Below are 17,438 nucleotides of genomic sequence, written 5' to 3' on the forward strand. Positions count from 1 at the left end.
ATATGAAGATTTTAAATAAAATTATATTAATATTATTATTAATTTTCTGTGTTGTTCTAAGCGGTTGTAATAACAATAATAAATATGAGGAAGCCTACTCTTTCACTGATGGCCTAGCAGCAGTTAAACTTAGAGGCCTTTGGGTATTTATTGATATAGAAGAAAATATAGTTATAACTCCAATCTATGATGAAGCACATTCATTTTATAACAATATAGCCCCTGTAAAAAAAGATGGATTTTGGGGTGCTATTGATAAAAAAAATAATGTGATAATTCATTTTGATTATGAAGAAGCTACTATTGTATCTGATACTCTCATTTCTGTTAAAAAGAACAGTAAATATGGTTGTATAGACAAGAATGGTGATGTTGTAATTCCATTTAAATATGATTATATAAATTCTTTTTGGGAAAATGATATTTTGGTAGCTTCTTTAGATAACAAAGTTACTCTTATGAATGCTAAATGAGAATTGCTCTTTGAACCTAAGTTTGAACATATTGACTTAGGCTCTGAAGATGATATGTTTGCTGCTAGCTATGTAAATGAAGATGGTTTTAAAAATGTATTTATAAATAAACATGGTGAAATTATACTTTCTACAGACTACACAGAAATTTATCCATTCTACAATGGCTTTTCTACCATTTATAAGTCCGGCAAGTGTGGTATCTTAGCTTCTAATGGAATTGAGCTAGTTCCTCCTATTTATGATGAAGTTTATAATATTGATTCATCTAGAAATATATTTCAAGTATACCTAAAGGGTAAATGGGGGCTTATAGATAAAACCCAAAAGGAAATTTTAAAGTGTGAATATGATGAAATTACTCCTTCTTTTGGAGACCCATCTCCTATATCTGTAAAAATAGATAATCAATGGTTTTATATTGATGAAGATGGTAATAAACTAAAGTAACTTTTAAATCATAGTTATATGTAATATTTTATAATTACACTAATCCTTTAAAGAATATATAAGTTTTAAAGTATGCATGATGTATATATTTATTATGCATCCTTTTCATATCTCTCTAATGCTCTCATAAAGTTACCTTCTACTAATTCACTTAATTTCTCAATAATCTTGTGAGAATCTTCCTTCATTCCACCATTCATCCATTGGATTACCAAACCTGTAAATGCTAGAGTATAAAAATTTGCAATAAACTTTTTATTGTCTTCTGTAGCTCTCATACTCTGAGAAACTTCATTAACTACTCCAATAATTAAATCATAAGTAACTGTGTAAAGATATGAATCTAGATGATTCTTTCCTAAAGAATTTAAAGTATTCATGCAAAATTTTCTATTGTCTTCTATATAGTTGAAAATCTTTTGAAATCCATCAGCCCATGTGTTATAACTTCTGTATTGTGATATGCTTTCTACAGCTTCTGTTTCATAAATCCATTCCAGTAGATTGTATATATCTTGAAAATGATAGTAAAATGTTTGTCTATTTAATCCACAATTATTAACTATCTCTTTAACAGATATCTTATTTAAAGGTATAGAATTCATTAATTCCTTCAGAGATTTAGCTAATGCTTTTTTTGTTATTATTGAATTTGACATAGGTACTTATTTCCTCCCTATGGGTTTTTTCATCTTTAATATTTACTATACATTATATTACCCTTTTATTCCATTAGTTTTCTATTACCCCTCTTTAAAATTTGCAAATATTTACGCAACAATAAAAGCTATCTATAAATTAGTTAAATCTATTAAGTTAACCGATTTATAGATAGCTCTACACTCAAAATATTTTAAATTATATTCAATTATCCCTCTATTATATCGCCATTAGTTCCAATGGTTACTTCTTTATAAGGAACTATTATTTGTGCTTGAAGCATAGCACTTTTAACTGAAGCTACTATTCCTGAGCAGCATGGCACTTCCATTCTAACTACAGTTATACTCTTTATATTGTTCTTCTTAAGTATTTCAGTTAATTTATTCTTATAATGTTCATTGTCATCGAGTTTTGGGCATCCTATTACTGTAACTTTACCCTTCATAAATTCTCTATGGAAATTTCCATAAGCATAAGCTGTACAATCCGCTGCTACTAATAAGTTAGCATCCTTTAGATATGGGGCACTAGTATTTATTAAGTTCAATTGCACCGGCCATTGCATAAGCTCAGAGTTGTTTTCAATAGTATTTTCTCTTTTTTTAGGCATAGTTTCCATAGTAATTATTGGTTTTCTTTCAATAGTTTTAGCCATTGTTCCAGGACATCCACATGGCAACTTTTCTTCCCCACCAATGTTTATATCTTTAATTTCTTTAGGCTTATTATCTAATTCTAAAATTCTTGCCTTTACTGCATCATCATCATATTCATCTGCTTCTCTTTCTATAATCTCTATAGCTGCTGTAGGACAATTAGGTAAGCAATCTCCTAATCCATCACAATATATATCGCTAACAAGCTTTGCCTTTCCATTGACTAATTCTATAGCTTTTTCATGACAGGCCGTAACACATAATCCGCAGCCATTACACTTTTCCTCATGGATCTTAATTATTTTTCTCTTCATAACAAATCCTCCTAAACCTATTATTTAATCTAATTTACCATATTTTTCAAAATTATATTTTTTAGCACACTTATTTTTTTGTTTAATTTCAACACCAAATTTAAATTAAACTATATTTAATATAGCTTAATTATAACTAGATTTCTATAATAGGTCTGTAACTTTTGTTACGCAACTAAAATCTTTATTATAATTTATCTTACTAATTTTCTTGTTAAGGTACCTATTCCAACCCCCATCATAATTACTCCGACTATCATCTCAGTATTAGCTACTATAAAAGACGCTGGTATTGGTGTTTCATTATCAGATCCTAGTCCTGTAAATACTTCCACACTTATATTAATACATTGATTCACTTGACCCAGAAATTCATTAAAACTTTTGGGTAACCCTATACCCCACCAGTAACTAATTATTTGGTTTTGCGATGAATATCCCAAAGTCAAATACATAGTTGCAAAAATTAATATTAAAACTAAAGAAGTTATTAATGGATATAATATTCGCTCTCCATACCCACAAGTAAACCAATAAATATAAGATATTGTTTTTGGCAATAGCTTTTTCAAACTTTTTCTTTGCATATTCTTACAGAGATAATAGTATTCTCCAAAGTTGTTCTTTAAATTATTTTCATTATATTTATCAGCAATAGTTTCATATACAGTATATATTCCTTCATACTCTGTCTTTGTTTTTTTCTTTGGCTGAATTTTATCAAAAAAAGTTTTTGGATCCAGTTTACTTTTTAACTTATCATTAAATTCTAAGTCTTCCATATATGTTGATATTATTTTCCCTCCTGATAAATCCACATCCATTAAATTAATCCTTTTCATATAAGAATTTATAATTATAACGTTAGACATATCTGTAAGTTCAAAAGATGTATCTTTAAGTTCACATTCATCAATTATTAAATATGTAATATTACAGCTTAAAAACTTACAGTATAATTTACATTTTTCAAAACTGCAAGATAGATTATCCTTTTTATTTAGTGATGGTACATTATTAATTTCTTCTAAAATCATAGCACAATTTTCAAAAATTACTCCTCCACCCCCAAAGTCACATTCTATGAACCTACAGGCCACAAATGTGCAATTTTTAAATTTTATATTATAAAATTTACACTTTATAAACTCAGTACATATGATATTCTTATCAGTAATCTCTAAAAAATCCCCCTCATTTTCAGTTTTATAATTATTTATAGTTCTATCTTTAATGATTCTAAAACTATACTTTTCATCTGGTTGGATGATAATTTTATTAATATCACTTTTTATTTCAACATAGAGTTTCTTATTATTTTCTATTCTTTTATATAACTCTTTCTTCCCCTTAAACACTTCTTCTTTAAAATTTATATAAGGCATAAAAGTCTCCTCCTTTTAAAATCTGCTACTTTTTGTACACTGACACTACTTAGTATAATATCTTTATAAAAATTTACTCCTATCTTTGTATATTCATTTTTATATTTCATCATTCTGATTCTCCCAAGTGACAATAAAAAAACTGTATCAGCCTAATTATATGAGTTTAATTTTTCTACTCTTATAATTACAAGATTGAAACAGTTTATTTCAAATTCTATTTATTTATAGTTTTAAGTTTTTTCTTAGGCATCTGAAAATAAATAATAAGTCAAAGATGGGAAGTATATTTTGAGTTAGACAAGGAAACAGGTTCCGCAGATAGTAGCACTATCTAAGGGTTCTGTTGACGCAGTATAACACAAAATGGACGAGTATTCTGACTTACTTATTTTTTGAAGATGCCTTACATAGATATGCTGCCATAATTGCTGTTGCTGGTACAGTTAGAATTATTCCTATAGTTCCTGATAATCCTTGAATCAGTTCCGTGCCAAGGATATCTAAATTCAGTAACCTATTAGCTGTCATACTAGAAGAGTATAATAAAATAAGTATGTTTATAGCTCCTCCTGCAAATGCTAAAATTAAAGTATTAGCCATAGTTCCTATTATATCTTTACCAATATTCATACCACTTTTAAATAATGCTTTTATACTCATAGTCTTATCTATGGAACTTATTTCAAATATAGATGAGGATATTGACATAGCTACATCCATAACTGCTCCCAATGCAGACACAAGAATCCCTGCAAAAAATATACCCTTTATTTTTAGATTAGTCGTTTCTGCTATATACATTATACTTTCTACCTCTGACATGTTTATTCCTGAGAGATTTGTGGTTTCACCAAATATGTAGGCAAGTATTCCTGCTATTAAAACTCCTATTAAAGTTCCTAAGATGGCTGACAATGTTTTCTTATTTGTTCCTGATACTAGCACTAAGGTAATTGATGTACTTATTATAGCTATTATTATAGCTGATATTATAGGACTTACACCTCTTAGCATTAATGGTACCATCAAAAATATTACGCAAATCATTGTAAATAGTAATGCTACTATAGATTTTAAACCTTTAAATCCTCCAACCAATAATATTACTAGTAAAAATAAAATAACCATAATAGATAAAGAAGTGCTTCTCTTAAAGCTAGATATAGCCACATCATTAAGCTTATTGTCCATAAAGTACATGGCAACTATTACCTTGTCACCTTTTTTTACTACAGTATTATATAGTCTACTTACATTATTAGTTATTTCATATTGATTTTCCATATAAGGGCCATCTAATATTTTTACTGATACCTGTTGATATCCTAGTTCTATTTCCTCTATATACTTATCATCTTGCAAATTTTCTTTAAGTACATTTACTATTTCTGCTTCATAATATTCTACTCCAGTACTTAGCTTGTCCAGTAAAAATCCATTAGTAAATATTAGTTTAGATGAAAAAACAATTAATATTCCTAATATAACGGTTACTGTTATTGTTATGATATCTTTCTTGTATTTATTTATATTCATTAATAACCCTCTTCTCATCTATTTTATTGTAAGGGGCTGTTTCAAACTTACTTTGAGTCAGCCCCTAAATTCAATGTCTAATTTTATTTTTTACTCTGCTCTGTATTCTCTCCTTTATTTTTTCTCTTAAATAATAGAGTTACTCCTACTCCAATTACTAAAACAGCTATAACTATTAGTACTATTGAAGAACTATCTCCTCCCGTTTGAGGTAAGTTTGAAGTGTTATTTTCTGAATTACTTGGTTTGTTTGGTTTATTAGGCTTACTTGGATTTTCTGGTTTTTCGTTATCATCTTTACCTGGTGTTTCTTTATCTATTACAGTTACCTTTCTTGTCATAGTAGTATTATTTCCAGAGCTATCAGTTATGCTATAGGTTAAAACATACTCTCTAGCCTTACTTGTATCTACTGAACCTGTAATTACTATTTTTGAAGTTATATCTCCATCCTCTTTATCCGTAGCAGTTACACCTGATTTAGGATCAAAGTTATCTCCAACCTTTATTGTTATATTCCCAGCTCCATTAATCACTGGTTTTTCATTGGCTTCTTCATTTGGAATTAATATTATTTCTCCAGTATTTCTAACTCTAAGTCTTGCTCCTTCAGGATCCATTGAACCAAGTCCAATAGCTGATACTGTATCTCCAACTTTAATATTCTTATCCCATATTCCCTTTGTACCCTCATCTTTTCCATCCCATATATATCCTTCTACATATATCCTTGACTCTCCAGTGCCATCATTAATATATAAATTAGATTTATCCATTCTAACTACCTTACCTTGAACTTGAATAAGCTTACCACTATTCTCAGCTATCATACTATTTCCTGTAGAAAGCTTTACTGGAGATATATCAACTGGGTTTTCATCAATAATTTGAATTTGAGCATCTTCGTCCTTAACTTGAATTTCAAATTCACCCTGATATGCATCTACTGTACCTGTAACTCTAATTTTTTGTCCAACCCTTAATGGGGTTTTAGATACACCAAATATACAGATACCTCCTGTTTCATCTTCTATATACACTACTTCAAAGAAGGAATTTTTAGGAGTTACTGCCTCTGACTGAGAAGTTACTATACCTTCTATAGTAAACTCTTCTCCTAGTAAATCAGGTACATTGTCCTTATCTTCATCTATTCTAACATCTTTGATATTTACTTTTTCAGCTACCTTCTCTGGCATCATCCACCCCATAATATTTTTTACTATTTTAATATTTGAGTAAGATATTGCATTTTGCCCATCTGTTTCAAAGTCTGAGAAAAATGTATTACCAGCTACTACTACCTTACCACCATTACTTAGCTCTTCTGCTCCAATAACTGATACCTTTCCTTGTGCTACTGGTACGTTATCTTTAGCATTATCCGCATCGCTAGTAGTTGTAGTTTCATAACCCTTTACTAAGAAATCTACCTTCTCTCCCTTAGCCTCATCTGCAAGGACAACTGAAGCTCCACTATAGAAGCTATATTGTTCTTTTCCATCTTCGATACCAGATACTAAATTATATAATGGTGAACTGTATTTATTAAAGTATAATCTATAAGGTTGACCACCATTAGTAGTATTATCAATAACTTGGTCATCATTTATTCTAAGTTCTGTTCCTATAGCTTCAAGTAATGGATTAAGCTGCCTATCATTGCTATATTCACCTTCACCATCCTTATAGTCAGCAATAGTAGTTACTATTATATTTCCTCCAGCATTTACATAATCAGCAATAGCCTTTATCTCACTTGCCTCTAACTTACTCTTAGTTAAGTTATATTCCGACTTATCAATGCTCTGTGGGTTTGTAAGAATAAATAAATCTACACCCTTGAGGGTATCTGCGGTTATTGTCTCTTTATTTAAAGAAAGTATTGTATTTCTCTGTTGCAACAAATTTTTAAGGGAAGCATATTTTCCTGCATAATTTCCACTTACATATTGATTCACGTGAGCACCATCTATTACAACTCTATAAGTATTTTCTGGATTTCTAACTTTTACCTTTACATTATTAGTAAATACTTTTTCACTGCCTTCATGATTTATTGTAGCTTTAGCATAAATTGTATATTCACCTTGTTTAGCAGGTATCCAATCTATTTGAACATTTTCGGTTTTAGTTCCTTCAACTAAAGGAATAACTTTTTCACCTACTTTATTTTCTGTTTTAATTTCATCTACAAAGAACTCCACCTTAGCGTCTTTTAAAGCTTTAGCTTCATTATTGTAAACTCCTACAGAAACTTGAACCTTTTCATTAGGTAAAGTTATTTCATTGTCTACAGTAACTTCAGTTAAACCAAAGTTACTACTATCACCAACCCATATTGGTGCTGTAACAGCTATATCCTGATCATCCTGCACTATCTTTAAATAGTAGTAGGTATATTCTGGAGACAATCCAAATTGCCAGTCTACGTTTTTAGAATTAAATTCTTTAGATACAACCTCAACTCCGCCATTAGAAATAACTGATACTTTTTTTATAGTATCATCATCAGTTATATTAACTTTAAAATTTAGTTTATCTACTTCACCTAAGGAACTTCCCATTAGACTACCATTTACTGTGTAATCAACAATCATATTCTCATCTTCTGAAGCATATACATTTAAATTTCTTATAGAATCATATATATCTCCCCTGGAGTTATCTGTGGCTATAATTACTGTTCTTGCATTATTAGCTGTAAACCACTTACCCTTATGGTTATCTTGGTTATTAGTTGGTGCAACATGCCATCCTTTATCAAGAGCTCTTGTATAATATTCATAACTTGGAAAATAACCTGAACCTCTTATTGGTCCCTCACCATTACCAACTTCCACTAAGTTTACAACCTTGTCTGTAGCCTCACTATAATAACCAAAGTCTGCAAAATCCCCAAAAGTCTTACCTGGATGATTTAATTGAGAAACTGACTGTGATTGTGTTTGCAATGTATTGTAATAGTTTTGTAAATCCATGGCTTTATTTGATCTGGTTTCAAATCCTGGTGTATTAAAGGTATTTATATGACCCCACCCTCCAGTAGAACCTGACCAAGTCATTTCATATCCATATATAGCTGTAAAATCATCTTCTTTATCATATTTATCCGCTGTAACCTGAGCATTTGTCCAAGCTTTGCTAGCTGAACCATCTGCTAAGGATGCTGCTGTATCATTATCAAACCAGTTTGAGTGATCTGTTACTGCATAGTAGTCAGCTCCATGATTCTTAGCCCAAGAATAAGCATCATCTAAAGAACCTGTTCCATCTGAAATATTAGTATGTGAATGAAGTTGTCCGAAGTAGTGACTTAACTTACCTTTTTTGAAAGTCCATTCTTTACTTGAACAATTTCCCAAAGTATCTTTAGCTTCAATCTTTACTCTGTGACTTCCATCGTCTAAATCAGTAGTTGGTTTGTATAAAATAGATGTTGAAGTTATTGTAGCTTTTGAAGTTACATCTTCACCATCAAAGAATATTTTAATAGAATTTTTATCTATTCCTGTCCTATCTTTTATTGAAGCCTTTATTTCAGGTCTTGCTACATCTCCAATACCTACACCACTGTCTGGCACTAAATCATATATTTCTGGTCCAACTATATCTTCATTAGTTACTTCTACATTAAATACCCCTTCTTGTGGAATTCTTGTAGTATTAATTCCATCCTCAGCCATAAGGTAATATTCTATACCCTTTAAATTCAGTTCTTCTTTAGATATTAATGCCATGTAATTTCCTTGGTCATCTTTAGTCATATTTATAGCTTTAAAGACTTCTTCTCCCTTAACTCTATAGTTTAACATTGCACTTTTAACTTCTTTATTATCTTCAATAGAAGCTGTTATTTTGATATCTTCATCAATTGATGCTTTAAAAACTGGCTCATGTTTTATTATAGGCCCTTCAGTATCAGGAGCTTCTACCTTTGTAAAGGTACAAGATGAACCATATATTTGTACAGTTGTGTTGTATTTCCCCATAGTTCCTTTAACATTAACTAAGTCACCAGTAACTACATTTATATCAGAAGGTACATAGTATATGTCTAACTTATCTTCTCCTTGAGTTAAGGTCTTAGCTGTAACATCTATAACCGCATTAGTTATTTCAACATATTTTGAGTCATGTTTTCCTGTTAATAACTCTTTTATAGTATAAATTTCTGCAGTTGGCATACCACTATTAGATATAACCTTAATATTGCTAGCTTGAAGTTGAGATAATCCTTTAAATGTATCTCTGGTACCTTTAACTTCAACTAAGGCTCCATTAACTGCAACACTTAAATCTATCTTAGTAGAGTTATTTGATATTGCAATTGCACCTGTAGCATCTTGAATATGAAGAGTTTTATTTCTATCATTAAAAGAAACTATTCCCCTAACTACAGCTTCAACCCCATTAGTTAAATCTCTAGCTGCTGATATAGTAATGACCTCTGAAGTTGGTGGATCCACTGGATCTGTAGTTCCTCCTCCAATACAAGAAATTTCTATATCATCTATAGCTAAGTTACCTGATGCTTTATTGAAAGTAAATCTTATAGCTTTAACTCCCTTTTCTAAAGAAACTGAAAAGGTACTTTCACTCGTAACTGTAATATCTGGTCCTTTTATCTCTTGCCACACATCATTAACTTTAACTTCTAATTCTAAAGTTGAAGTAATAGGACCACTTCCAGCCTGTCCCTTATACCAAAAACTCAAAGTTCCTGTTGAAGGTAAATTGAATACTGGTGTTTCTAAAGTTTCAGTACTACTGCCACTCAATCGTCCAAATCCTAGTGAAGGTTTTGTTTTACCATAATTCCCATTTGTGTCATATCCATCTAATACATTAGCTTTTTCCCCATTTCTTGTAATTGTCCATCCTTCTCCTTCTGGCTTTACATTCTTTCTTGCCCCTGTAAAACCTTCTGAAAGGAGTATTGTTGTATCTTCATTATTATTAATAGCTCTTTCTATTGCATAAACATTTATACTTGGCATCACAATATAAGTTACTAAGAATAATAATGCACTAATTAGGCTTAAAAGTTTATTGTTTTTCTTTACCAATTAACTGTCCCCCTTACAATATTTTATAATAATTATAACATTATATGGATATTATTTAAATTATTGTAATAAAACATTTAATCTTATATTGTGATATAAATTAACTATTTTTTTGAATTTTCAAATATATTTTATTAACTAATTAATAAAATATGTAATTAAATAATCTAATTAATAAAATGTTATCGTTAAGATTATGTAATTATAATTTAATAAAAATGAGGCTATCCCCAACTGAGATAGCCTCTAATTTTATTTTAGTCTTTTTTTCTTTTCTGTGAATCTAGATATTACCATTGTACAAACCGTATTACCCGCAGAATTTAATAAAGTTGCAGGAACATCAATTATAGTTGCAATAACTAGCATTATTGCTAAAGCCTCTGGAGGGAATCCAAATATACTTAATATTAGCATCTCACCAATGGAACCACCTACTGGTATAGCACCAACAACAGCTCCTACTAGTAATCCCACCATGAAAATAATAGTTAAGGTTTCCATGCTATTAATGTCTCTTCCGAATATAGCAAATAAAAACATTATCTTATATATTCCACCTATCACCGAGCCATCCTTATGGATATTTACACCTAAAGGCATAACTATATTGGCTAAAGAACTAGACACTCCCATATTTTTAGCTGCCTCAATATTTACTGGAATACAGGCTGCACTAGAACATGTAGCTAAGGCTGTAACTGATGGTCCTGTGGAATTTCTCCAGAAAGTTTTTATACCTTCTTCCCCCCCTGCTATATAGGCATAAAGAGTAAAAAATATAATAAAATATACTATAGATACTATCAAATACAGTACAAAGACCTTTGCATATCCACTTAATATTTGACTTCCTAATTGACCTACTACGTTAGCAAAATACGCTGCTAATCCTATTGGAGCATAATACATTATTATATTAATCACCTTATTTACTACTATAGCTCCACTATTTAAAAAATTAGAAAACGCCTTTCCTTCTTCCTTTGCTATCATAGTTCCAAAACCTATAAGCATAGAAAATATTATAAGTGCCAATAGATTACTTCTAGATAATAACTGTGAAAAATCCCCTACAGTAATACTAGAAACTATTTTATCTAAAAATCCTACTTGCTCCCTAGGTATAACCTGAGTACTATTCATTAACTCTGTAAACATAGATGAATTTAGTCCCTTTGTAGGATTAAAAACTTTGAAACTAGCTACCCCTATTACTCCTGATATAATAGCCGTACATGAAAATACTACTATGGTAATTCCGAGTATCTTTCCTAATTTTTTAGAGCTATCCATATTAGCAATAGCCGATGAGATACTAAAAAATACCAATGGTATCAGTATTGTAAATATTAAATTTAGAAATATTGTTCCCAGTGGTGCAAAAATACTTGCCCTTTCTCCCATTATTAACCCTATAATTCCACCTATAATAACTGAAACTATTAAAAATAACGAGGACTTATAATTTTTTAAAATTTTCATTTTTCCTCCTCCTTGAATAAAATAATATAATTAGTAATTTAATTTTCATATATGTTATAATCCTATTATATTCAACACTATGTACAATAAATATTGAATATACTGTTTAAAACATTGCAAAAACTGCTTTTATTAGAATATGATAAATTATATATATTTAGTTTCGGAGGAATATTTATGGATAACACATATTCAAGTAACAAATCTGGATATCTTAATAAAGACTTTCAACTTTTTCATATAAAGGACAAAAAAAATCAAGATTTTGAGTTTCATTATCATGACTTTAATAAGATAATAATCTTTTTATCTGGAAAGGTTACTTATTTAATTGAGGGAAAGGCTTATTACTTAAAACCTTGGGACATTTTACTTATAAACAATCATGATGTACATAAGCCTATTATTGATTCTAATGAGACCTATGAGCGTATAATTATTTGGGCTAATTCTGATTTTATTGAAAATCATAATTATGAAGAGTGCGATTTATCCACTTGCTTTAAACTTGCAAAAGAAAAGAGTTTTAATTTAATTAGACTTGAAGATCAATTTCAAAACAACCTTAAAAATATTATATCTTCCTTAGAAGGCTCCTTTAACTCTCAGGATTTTGGAAGTAAACTTTTAGGAAACGCCCTCTTTATTCAGCTAATCATATATCTTAACAGACTTTATCTTGATAAAACTTATATTACTACTAAGGATTCTTTAAAATACGATAAACAAATTGAAGAGATTTTAAAATATATAAACAATAACCTATCACAAGATTTATCTATCGAACTTATATGTAAGGAATTCTTTATAAGCAAATATTATTTAATGCATAAATTCAAAAGTGAAACGGGGTATACTCTTCATAACTATATAATTCAGAAGAGATTATTTATGTCTCAAGAACTTATAAAATCAGGAGAGCCAATAACTAAAGTTAGCTCCCTCTGTGGATTTAATGATTACTCTAGCTTTCTACGCAGTTTTAAAAAATTCTTTCATAAATCACCTCGAGAATATATAAATGAAACAAAAGAAGCTGTCTCAAAATAAACTACTTCTGAGACAGCTTCTTTAAACACAATCTAATTATTTTATTTCATTTCCATTGAAGTCCTTAAACTCAGGCTTATTTTGAGGATTGCCTACATTATTTTGATTTTTATTAAGCCTTTGTCTTCTTTCTCCCTTTTGCATTGGGTTATTAACATTAGCACCTGGTTTGCTCTTCATACTAAACACATCCTTTCCTTAAATAGTTTCTACTTTTTTTAAGGTTTTATGTGTTTATATGTTTATTAAAGCTTTATCGCATCCAATCCCCAGCTAAAGTTAATAAACCACCTCTTATTTTATAGGCTTCTATAATATCCTTTGCCTTGTACTTAATTCTGTTAGGTTCTATAAGCTGAACTCCCGGAATACATAAAGTTCCTTCTGCCATTCCACTATCCATAAAGGCTATTTCTAATTCTACCTCACCTTCTAATGTGTTAGGTATTACTGATTTATTATTAATAGCTTTCTCTGCTGCTGATTCTAACATTTTATGAACTCTTTTAGGTTGTATACATTTACCCACATATCTACTATGAGCTTTTTTGACTTCCACAGTTTCTATATTCTTGTTAAATTCTTTAGCTTGACATGTTAATATATTATCTCCTGATGTCATAACAATAGGAACTTTAAAATATCCTGCCACTAAGGAGTTAAATTCAAATTCTCCTACTACTTTTCCATTTAGTTTTATCTCTGATACCACAGAACTATTATAACTGTGAGCTAAAATCCCTGAAGTATTATGTCTTCCATGATACCCTATTAGCATAACTGCATCAAAAGTATTATCTATACCCTCCATCATGCCAAGATTTTTTTTATTTCCACTTATTAATACTACATCTTCATCTAACTCTTCAATGAGAATACTTGTCATAGGTCCATGAGAATCATTTACTAGTATTTCCTTTGCCCCTGCTTTTTTAATTCCTCTTATAACTGCGTTTACTTCTTCTGTCATAAGCTTTCTTGCTCTTTCATAATTATAGCCACCTTCATTAGTAAAGCCCCAATTAGTTACCCCACTAATTCCTTCAATATCCACTGAAATATAAATTTTCATAAAAATCCCCCTTATCACCCTATAATTTATTTCATAAGCTTTTTCACATTATCTAGATTTTTTTTATTATAAGGCGGAAAAACTATTGGAATATTTATTTTAGTAGTTTTTCTTACAACACTTCTTCTATGAGAAAAGGTCTTAAAGCTTTCTTCACCATGATAAGCACCTATGCCTGAATTCCCAACTCCTCCAAAAGGTAAATCCGGATTAGCTAAATGAGTTATTGTATCATTTATACAAGCTCCACCTGAAGAAATCTCTTCCAAAACCTTTTCCTCAACTTGATAGTTTTCAGTAAATAAATATAGAGCTAATGGCTTTGATAGCTTCTTAATTTTCCCTATCACCTCATCTAAATTACTAAAGCTTATAATTGGAAGAATAGGTCCAAAAATCTCTTCTGACATAGCTGCCCCTTCCCATGAAGTGTCAATCAGTGTAGGTTCAATATACCTTTTTTCTCTATTAACTTTTCCACCATATATTATTTTATCTTCCTCTTTATCTAATATGTTTTTAAGCCTTAGAAAGTGTCTCTCATTAACAATTCTTCCATAGTCTTTACTTTCCATAGCATCCTTACCATAAAAGCTTTGAATTTGTAATCTTAATTCCTTAATTAAATCGTCTTTCACCTTGTTACTTACTACTACGTAATCAGGTGCTACACAGGTTTGACCTACATTTATAGTCTTGCCCCAAATTATACGTTGAGCAGCTACTTTAATATCTGCACTTTCATCTACAATCACAGGACTTTTCCCACCTAATTCTAAAGTAACAGGAACTAGATTTTTTGCAGCAGCTTCCATTATTATTTTCCCAACTTGAGCACTTCCTGTAAAGAAGATGTAATCAAAGGCGCCATTAATCAATGAAGTATTAGTTTCTATTCCACCTTCCACTGAGCGTATATATTCCTTAGGGAAAACTTCAGTAATCATTTCTGTAATTACTCTTGATAAATTTGGTACATTTTCTGATGGCTTTAGCACTACACAATTTCCAGCAGCAAGTGCCCCCACCAAAGGTTCTATCAAAAGTTGAAATGGATAATTATATGGTCCTATAATTAGAACCGTTCCATAGGGCTCTGAAATTATAAAGCTTTTTGCAGGAAATAAGTATAAAGGTGTTTTTACCTTTTCTTTCTTTGCCCACTTCTTTAAATTCTTTATAGTGTGACTAATACTACTTAATACAAATCCTACCTCTGTAGTATAAGATTCAAATTCACACTTTCCTAAATCTTTATATAATGCTTCATATATTTTATATTCATATTTTTTTATAGCAGCCTTTAAACTTCTTAATTTATTAATACGAAAATCTATCTCACGACTTTTCTTTGACTCATAAAATGAATGATGCTCTACTATAATTTTATCTACATCAATTGAACTTAATTCCATACAACTAATCACTCCTATTCATATTTAAAATAGAAATTTAAAAAATATATTCTGAATTAGAATTATTTTACTAAATATTTTCTACCTATTTGTAATAACTATATTTTATACTATTTTTACAAATTATACTACATAGCTCCATAACAAAAACCTACTTAAAAAATTTAATTTTAAGTAGGTTTTATTATTAAAATCCTATATTATTTACTTAAGAACCCTTTTAGAGAGCTCACAGCTCTATCTGAAATCCCTCCACCAGTTCTAAGTATTGTTTTAATTTTAATTCCATCTAATGATACTTTCTGCTCACTTATCAAGTCATTTCCTGAAAGTACTACTGGTGATCCATTTAGTGATGCCAATGGACCTGCTGACAAAGCATCTACTAAAATATTACCTTTGGCTATAAAAATACTATCGGTTTTACTTCTTCTGGCTCCAAAATATACTCCATCTAATTTTAATCCCTTACCATATAAATTTTCAACAATAATAGCATTAGTTTCATATCTATCCTTACCACCTAGCCTAGGTGTCGTGTTCCTAATAGTTATTTGATTTATTTTATTAAGTACTGAGTCACTTACAACTCCCTTACCTCCAATTACATAAGCATCTGATAATTTTTGTCCCTTTAACCATTCATAAGTGGTTTGATTAATTTTATCTTTTTCAACTAAAATTATTGGTGCCATATCACTTCCGGCAGCTGATGAAACAGACAAAGAATCTGCTTCACCATATCCATTGCATATAAACACACTATCAACATCTATTTTATAATACTCATTTATGTATTTACCAATTAAAAGTGAAGTCTCATATCTATCTTTTCCTCCTAACCTCTTAACTGAAGTAATACCTAATCCATTTAACTCTTTAATTACATTGTCACTAACTACTCCTGTACCTCCGACGATAATGGCATTTTTAGCTTTTAATCTCTTTACCTCTTCTTTAGTGCTATTAGGAATCTTATCTTTTGCAGTTAATAACAGTGGTGCTTCAACATAACTAGCAAGAGGTGTAACTGTTAAACCATCAGCCATAGCTGTACCATTAGCTATAACTACTGCTTCAGAAGATATAAACTGATTTTTACTTAACTTTACAGCTGTATCATATCTATTACTACCTATAATTTCTACTACGCCCTTTTCACGCTTAGTCATATTTACAACAAAATTGCCTAAATCTAAATACTCTGAATCATATACAAAATTATTATTACCATTGTTATCTTCTAGTTCTATATAATATACTTCCCATGCACCATCTGGTAAATATTTGTTTATCACAATACTACCTTCAAATAATCCTGTAATCTTATTATATCTTAAATCTATAACTTTTCTTTTTCCCCCATTTGGCATTTCATAACATATATTAACTTTTTTTACCCCACTTTTATCATCTGTAGCCTTTAAGTATATATTTATCCTATCTCCATAATCCACAGATTGTTTATCTACTTTTAATGATTGATTATCAATGGTAGGTGGCTGTTTATCATCACCGATCTCATTGGCATAAGCTGTTACTGCAAACGTATTACCTAGTATCATACTCGCAATCAATATTTTGGATATTAGTTTTTTACCCCTTCTCATTATAATCCCCCCTAATTAAATTAATTATCACATAAACATAATATACCATATATATTAATTTGTATATATCAAAACTGTATCTTTACATTTACAAAAACCTACTTAAAAATTTTAATTTTAAGTAGGTCTTTCAAAGTATTAATTTATTTCAAACAGTTTAAGAAATTATAATTTAAAATACTTAATATAACAGATATTTTAATTTTTAAAATTTATCCTACATAACTATTTAAAATTTAGTGCTAGTATACTTTTAT

14 protein-coding genes are annotated in these 17,438 nt (G+C 29.9%); 3 read left to right on the plus strand and 11 right to left on the minus strand.

What is annotated here, in order from left to right:
* The first annotated feature begins 2 nt into the window (after positions 1-2).
* Together B3630_RS11335 and B3630_RS11340 are read left to right on the plus strand one after the other, a co-directional pair.
* Positions 3-473 (plus strand): WG repeat-containing protein, encoded by a 471-nt coding sequence (locus tag B3630_RS11335; protein ID WP_346898195.1) that lies wholly within the window; start codon positions 3-5, stop codon positions 471-473.
* 3 nt (positions 474-476) lie between these two features.
* Entirely contained in the window at positions 477-923 is a 447-nt protein-coding gene (locus tag B3630_RS11340) for a WG repeat-containing protein (protein WP_346898197.1), read from the plus strand.
* Between the two features lie 92 nt (positions 924-1,015).
* Here the strand turns inward: B3630_RS11340 and dhaS are convergent, their stop codons facing one another.
* From dhaS to B3630_RS11375, 7 genes are all read right to left on the minus strand, one after another.
* Positions 1,016-1,582: a dihydroxyacetone kinase transcriptional activator DhaS gene (dhaS, locus tag B3630_RS11345; RefSeq protein ID WP_346898199.1), complete on the minus strand. Its 567-nt coding sequence runs from the start codon at positions 1,580-1,582 to the stop codon at positions 1,016-1,018.
* A gap of 209 nt (positions 1,583-1,791) precedes the next feature.
* A complete protein-coding gene (locus tag B3630_RS11350; RefSeq protein ID WP_346898201.1) occupies positions 1,792-2,556 on the minus strand; it encodes a 4Fe-4S dicluster domain-containing protein in 765 nt (254 codons plus the stop codon).
* Positions 2,557-2,750: 194 nt separating this feature from the next.
* The gene (locus tag B3630_RS11355; RefSeq protein WP_346898203.1) at positions 2,751-3,941 is read right to left on the minus strand and encodes a pentapeptide repeat-containing protein; all 1,191 of its coding nucleotides are present in this window, start codon (positions 3,939-3,941) and stop codon (positions 2,751-2,753) included.
* The gene (locus B3630_RS11360) at positions 3,929-4,054 is read right to left on the minus strand and encodes a hypothetical protein (RefSeq protein ID WP_346898205.1); all 126 of its coding nucleotides are present in this window, start codon (positions 4,052-4,054) and stop codon (positions 3,929-3,931) included. Before B3630_RS11360 ends, B3630_RS11355 begins: the two co-directional genes overlap by 13 nt.
* A 271-nt stretch (positions 4,055-4,325) precedes the next feature.
* A complete protein-coding gene (locus B3630_RS11365) occupies positions 4,326-5,480 on the minus strand; it encodes a YibE/F family protein (RefSeq protein ID WP_346898207.1) in 1,155 nt (384 codons plus the stop codon).
* Between the two features lie 83 nt (positions 5,481-5,563).
* Complete coding sequence (locus B3630_RS11370) at positions 5,564-10,549, minus strand: CehA/McbA family metallohydrolase (RefSeq protein WP_346898209.1); 4,986 nt, start codon at positions 10,547-10,549, stop codon at positions 5,564-5,566.
* Positions 10,550-10,801: 252 nt separating this feature from the next.
* On the minus strand, positions 10,802-12,034 hold the full coding sequence (locus tag B3630_RS11375; protein WP_346898211.1) for a dicarboxylate/amino acid:cation symporter: 1,233 nt from the start codon (positions 12,032-12,034) through the stop codon (positions 10,802-10,804).
* 177 nt (positions 12,035-12,211) lie between these two features.
* On the opposite strand from B3630_RS11375, the gene B3630_RS11380 reads away from it, so the two are divergent.
* Positions 12,212-13,084 (plus strand): AraC family transcriptional regulator, encoded by an 873-nt coding sequence (locus tag B3630_RS11380; protein ID WP_346898213.1) that lies wholly within the window; start codon positions 12,212-12,214, stop codon positions 13,082-13,084.
* A 36-nt stretch (positions 13,085-13,120) separates the two neighbouring features.
* Here the strand turns inward: B3630_RS11380 and B3630_RS11385 are convergent, their stop codons facing one another.
* The 4 genes from B3630_RS11385 to B3630_RS11400 all read right to left on the minus strand — a co-directional run bounded on the left by B3630_RS11385 (position 13,121) and on the right by B3630_RS11400 (position 17,181).
* Positions 13,121-13,264, minus strand: a complete 144-nt coding sequence (locus tag B3630_RS11385; RefSeq protein WP_346898215.1) for a clostri-philic family protein — start codon at positions 13,262-13,264, stop codon at positions 13,121-13,123.
* Between the two features lie 73 nt (positions 13,265-13,337).
* Positions 13,338-14,156: a M55 family metallopeptidase gene (locus B3630_RS11390; protein WP_346898217.1), complete on the minus strand. Its 819-nt coding sequence runs from the start codon at positions 14,154-14,156 to the stop codon at positions 13,338-13,340.
* Between the two features lie 26 nt (positions 14,157-14,182).
* Positions 14,183-15,580 carry an aldehyde dehydrogenase gene (locus B3630_RS11395; RefSeq protein WP_414633011.1) on the minus strand — a complete coding sequence of 466 codons (1,398 nt, stop codon included), beginning with the start codon at positions 15,578-15,580 and terminating at the stop codon, positions 14,183-14,185.
* A 191-nt stretch (positions 15,581-15,771) separates the two neighbouring features.
* The gene (locus tag B3630_RS11400) at positions 15,772-17,181 is read right to left on the minus strand and encodes a cell wall-binding repeat-containing protein (protein ID WP_346898221.1); all 1,410 of its coding nucleotides are present in this window, start codon (positions 17,179-17,181) and stop codon (positions 15,772-15,774) included.
* Between the last annotated feature and the right edge of the window lie 257 nt (positions 17,182-17,438).

The sequence above is a fragment of the Clostridium sp. UBA7503 genome, from assembly GCF_002477055.1.
GTDB classification, from domain to species: domain Bacteria; phylum Bacillota; class Clostridia; order Clostridiales; family Clostridiaceae; genus Clostridium_J; species Clostridium_J sulfidigenes.

What these genes read in the sequence shown, in the direction of transcription:
- dhaS (WP_346898199.1), bottom strand. Translation starts at nt 1,582, where the DNA reads ATGTCAAATTCAATAATAACAAAAAAAGCATTAGCTAAATCTCTGAAG.
- B3630_RS11355 (WP_346898203.1), bottom strand. Translation starts at nt 3,941, where the DNA reads ATGCCTTATATAAATTTTAAAGAAGAAGTGTTTAAGGGGAAGAAAGAG.
- B3630_RS11385 (WP_346898215.1), bottom strand. Translation starts at nt 13,264, where the DNA reads ATGAAGAGCAAACCAGGTGCTAATGTTAATAACCCAATGCAAAAGGGA.
- B3630_RS11390 (WP_346898217.1), bottom strand. Translation starts at nt 14,156, where the DNA reads ATGAAAATTTATATTTCAGTGGATATTGAAGGAATTAGTGGGGTAACT.
- B3630_RS11400 (WP_346898221.1), bottom strand. Translation starts at nt 17,181, where the DNA reads ATGAGAAGGGGTAAAAAACTAATATCCAAAATATTGATTGCGAGTATG.
- B3630_RS11375 (WP_346898211.1), bottom strand. Translation starts at nt 12,034, where the DNA reads ATGAAAATTTTAAAAAATTATAAGTCCTCGTTATTTTTAATAGTTTCA.
- B3630_RS11380 (WP_346898213.1), top strand. Translation starts at nt 12,212, where the DNA reads ATGGATAACACATATTCAAGTAACAAATCTGGATATCTTAATAAAGAC.
- B3630_RS11360 (WP_346898205.1), bottom strand. Translation starts at nt 4,054, where the DNA reads ATGATGAAATATAAAAATGAATATACAAAGATAGGAGTAAATTTTTAT.
- B3630_RS11365 (WP_346898207.1), bottom strand. Translation starts at nt 5,480, where the DNA reads ATGAATATAAATAAATACAAGAAAGATATCATAACAATAACAGTAACC.
- B3630_RS11350 (WP_346898201.1), bottom strand. Translation starts at nt 2,556, where the DNA reads ATGAAGAGAAAAATAATTAAGATCCATGAGGAAAAGTGTAATGGCTGC.
- B3630_RS11335 (WP_346898195.1), top strand. Translation starts at nt 3, where the DNA reads ATGAAGATTTTAAATAAAATTATATTAATATTATTATTAATTTTCTGT.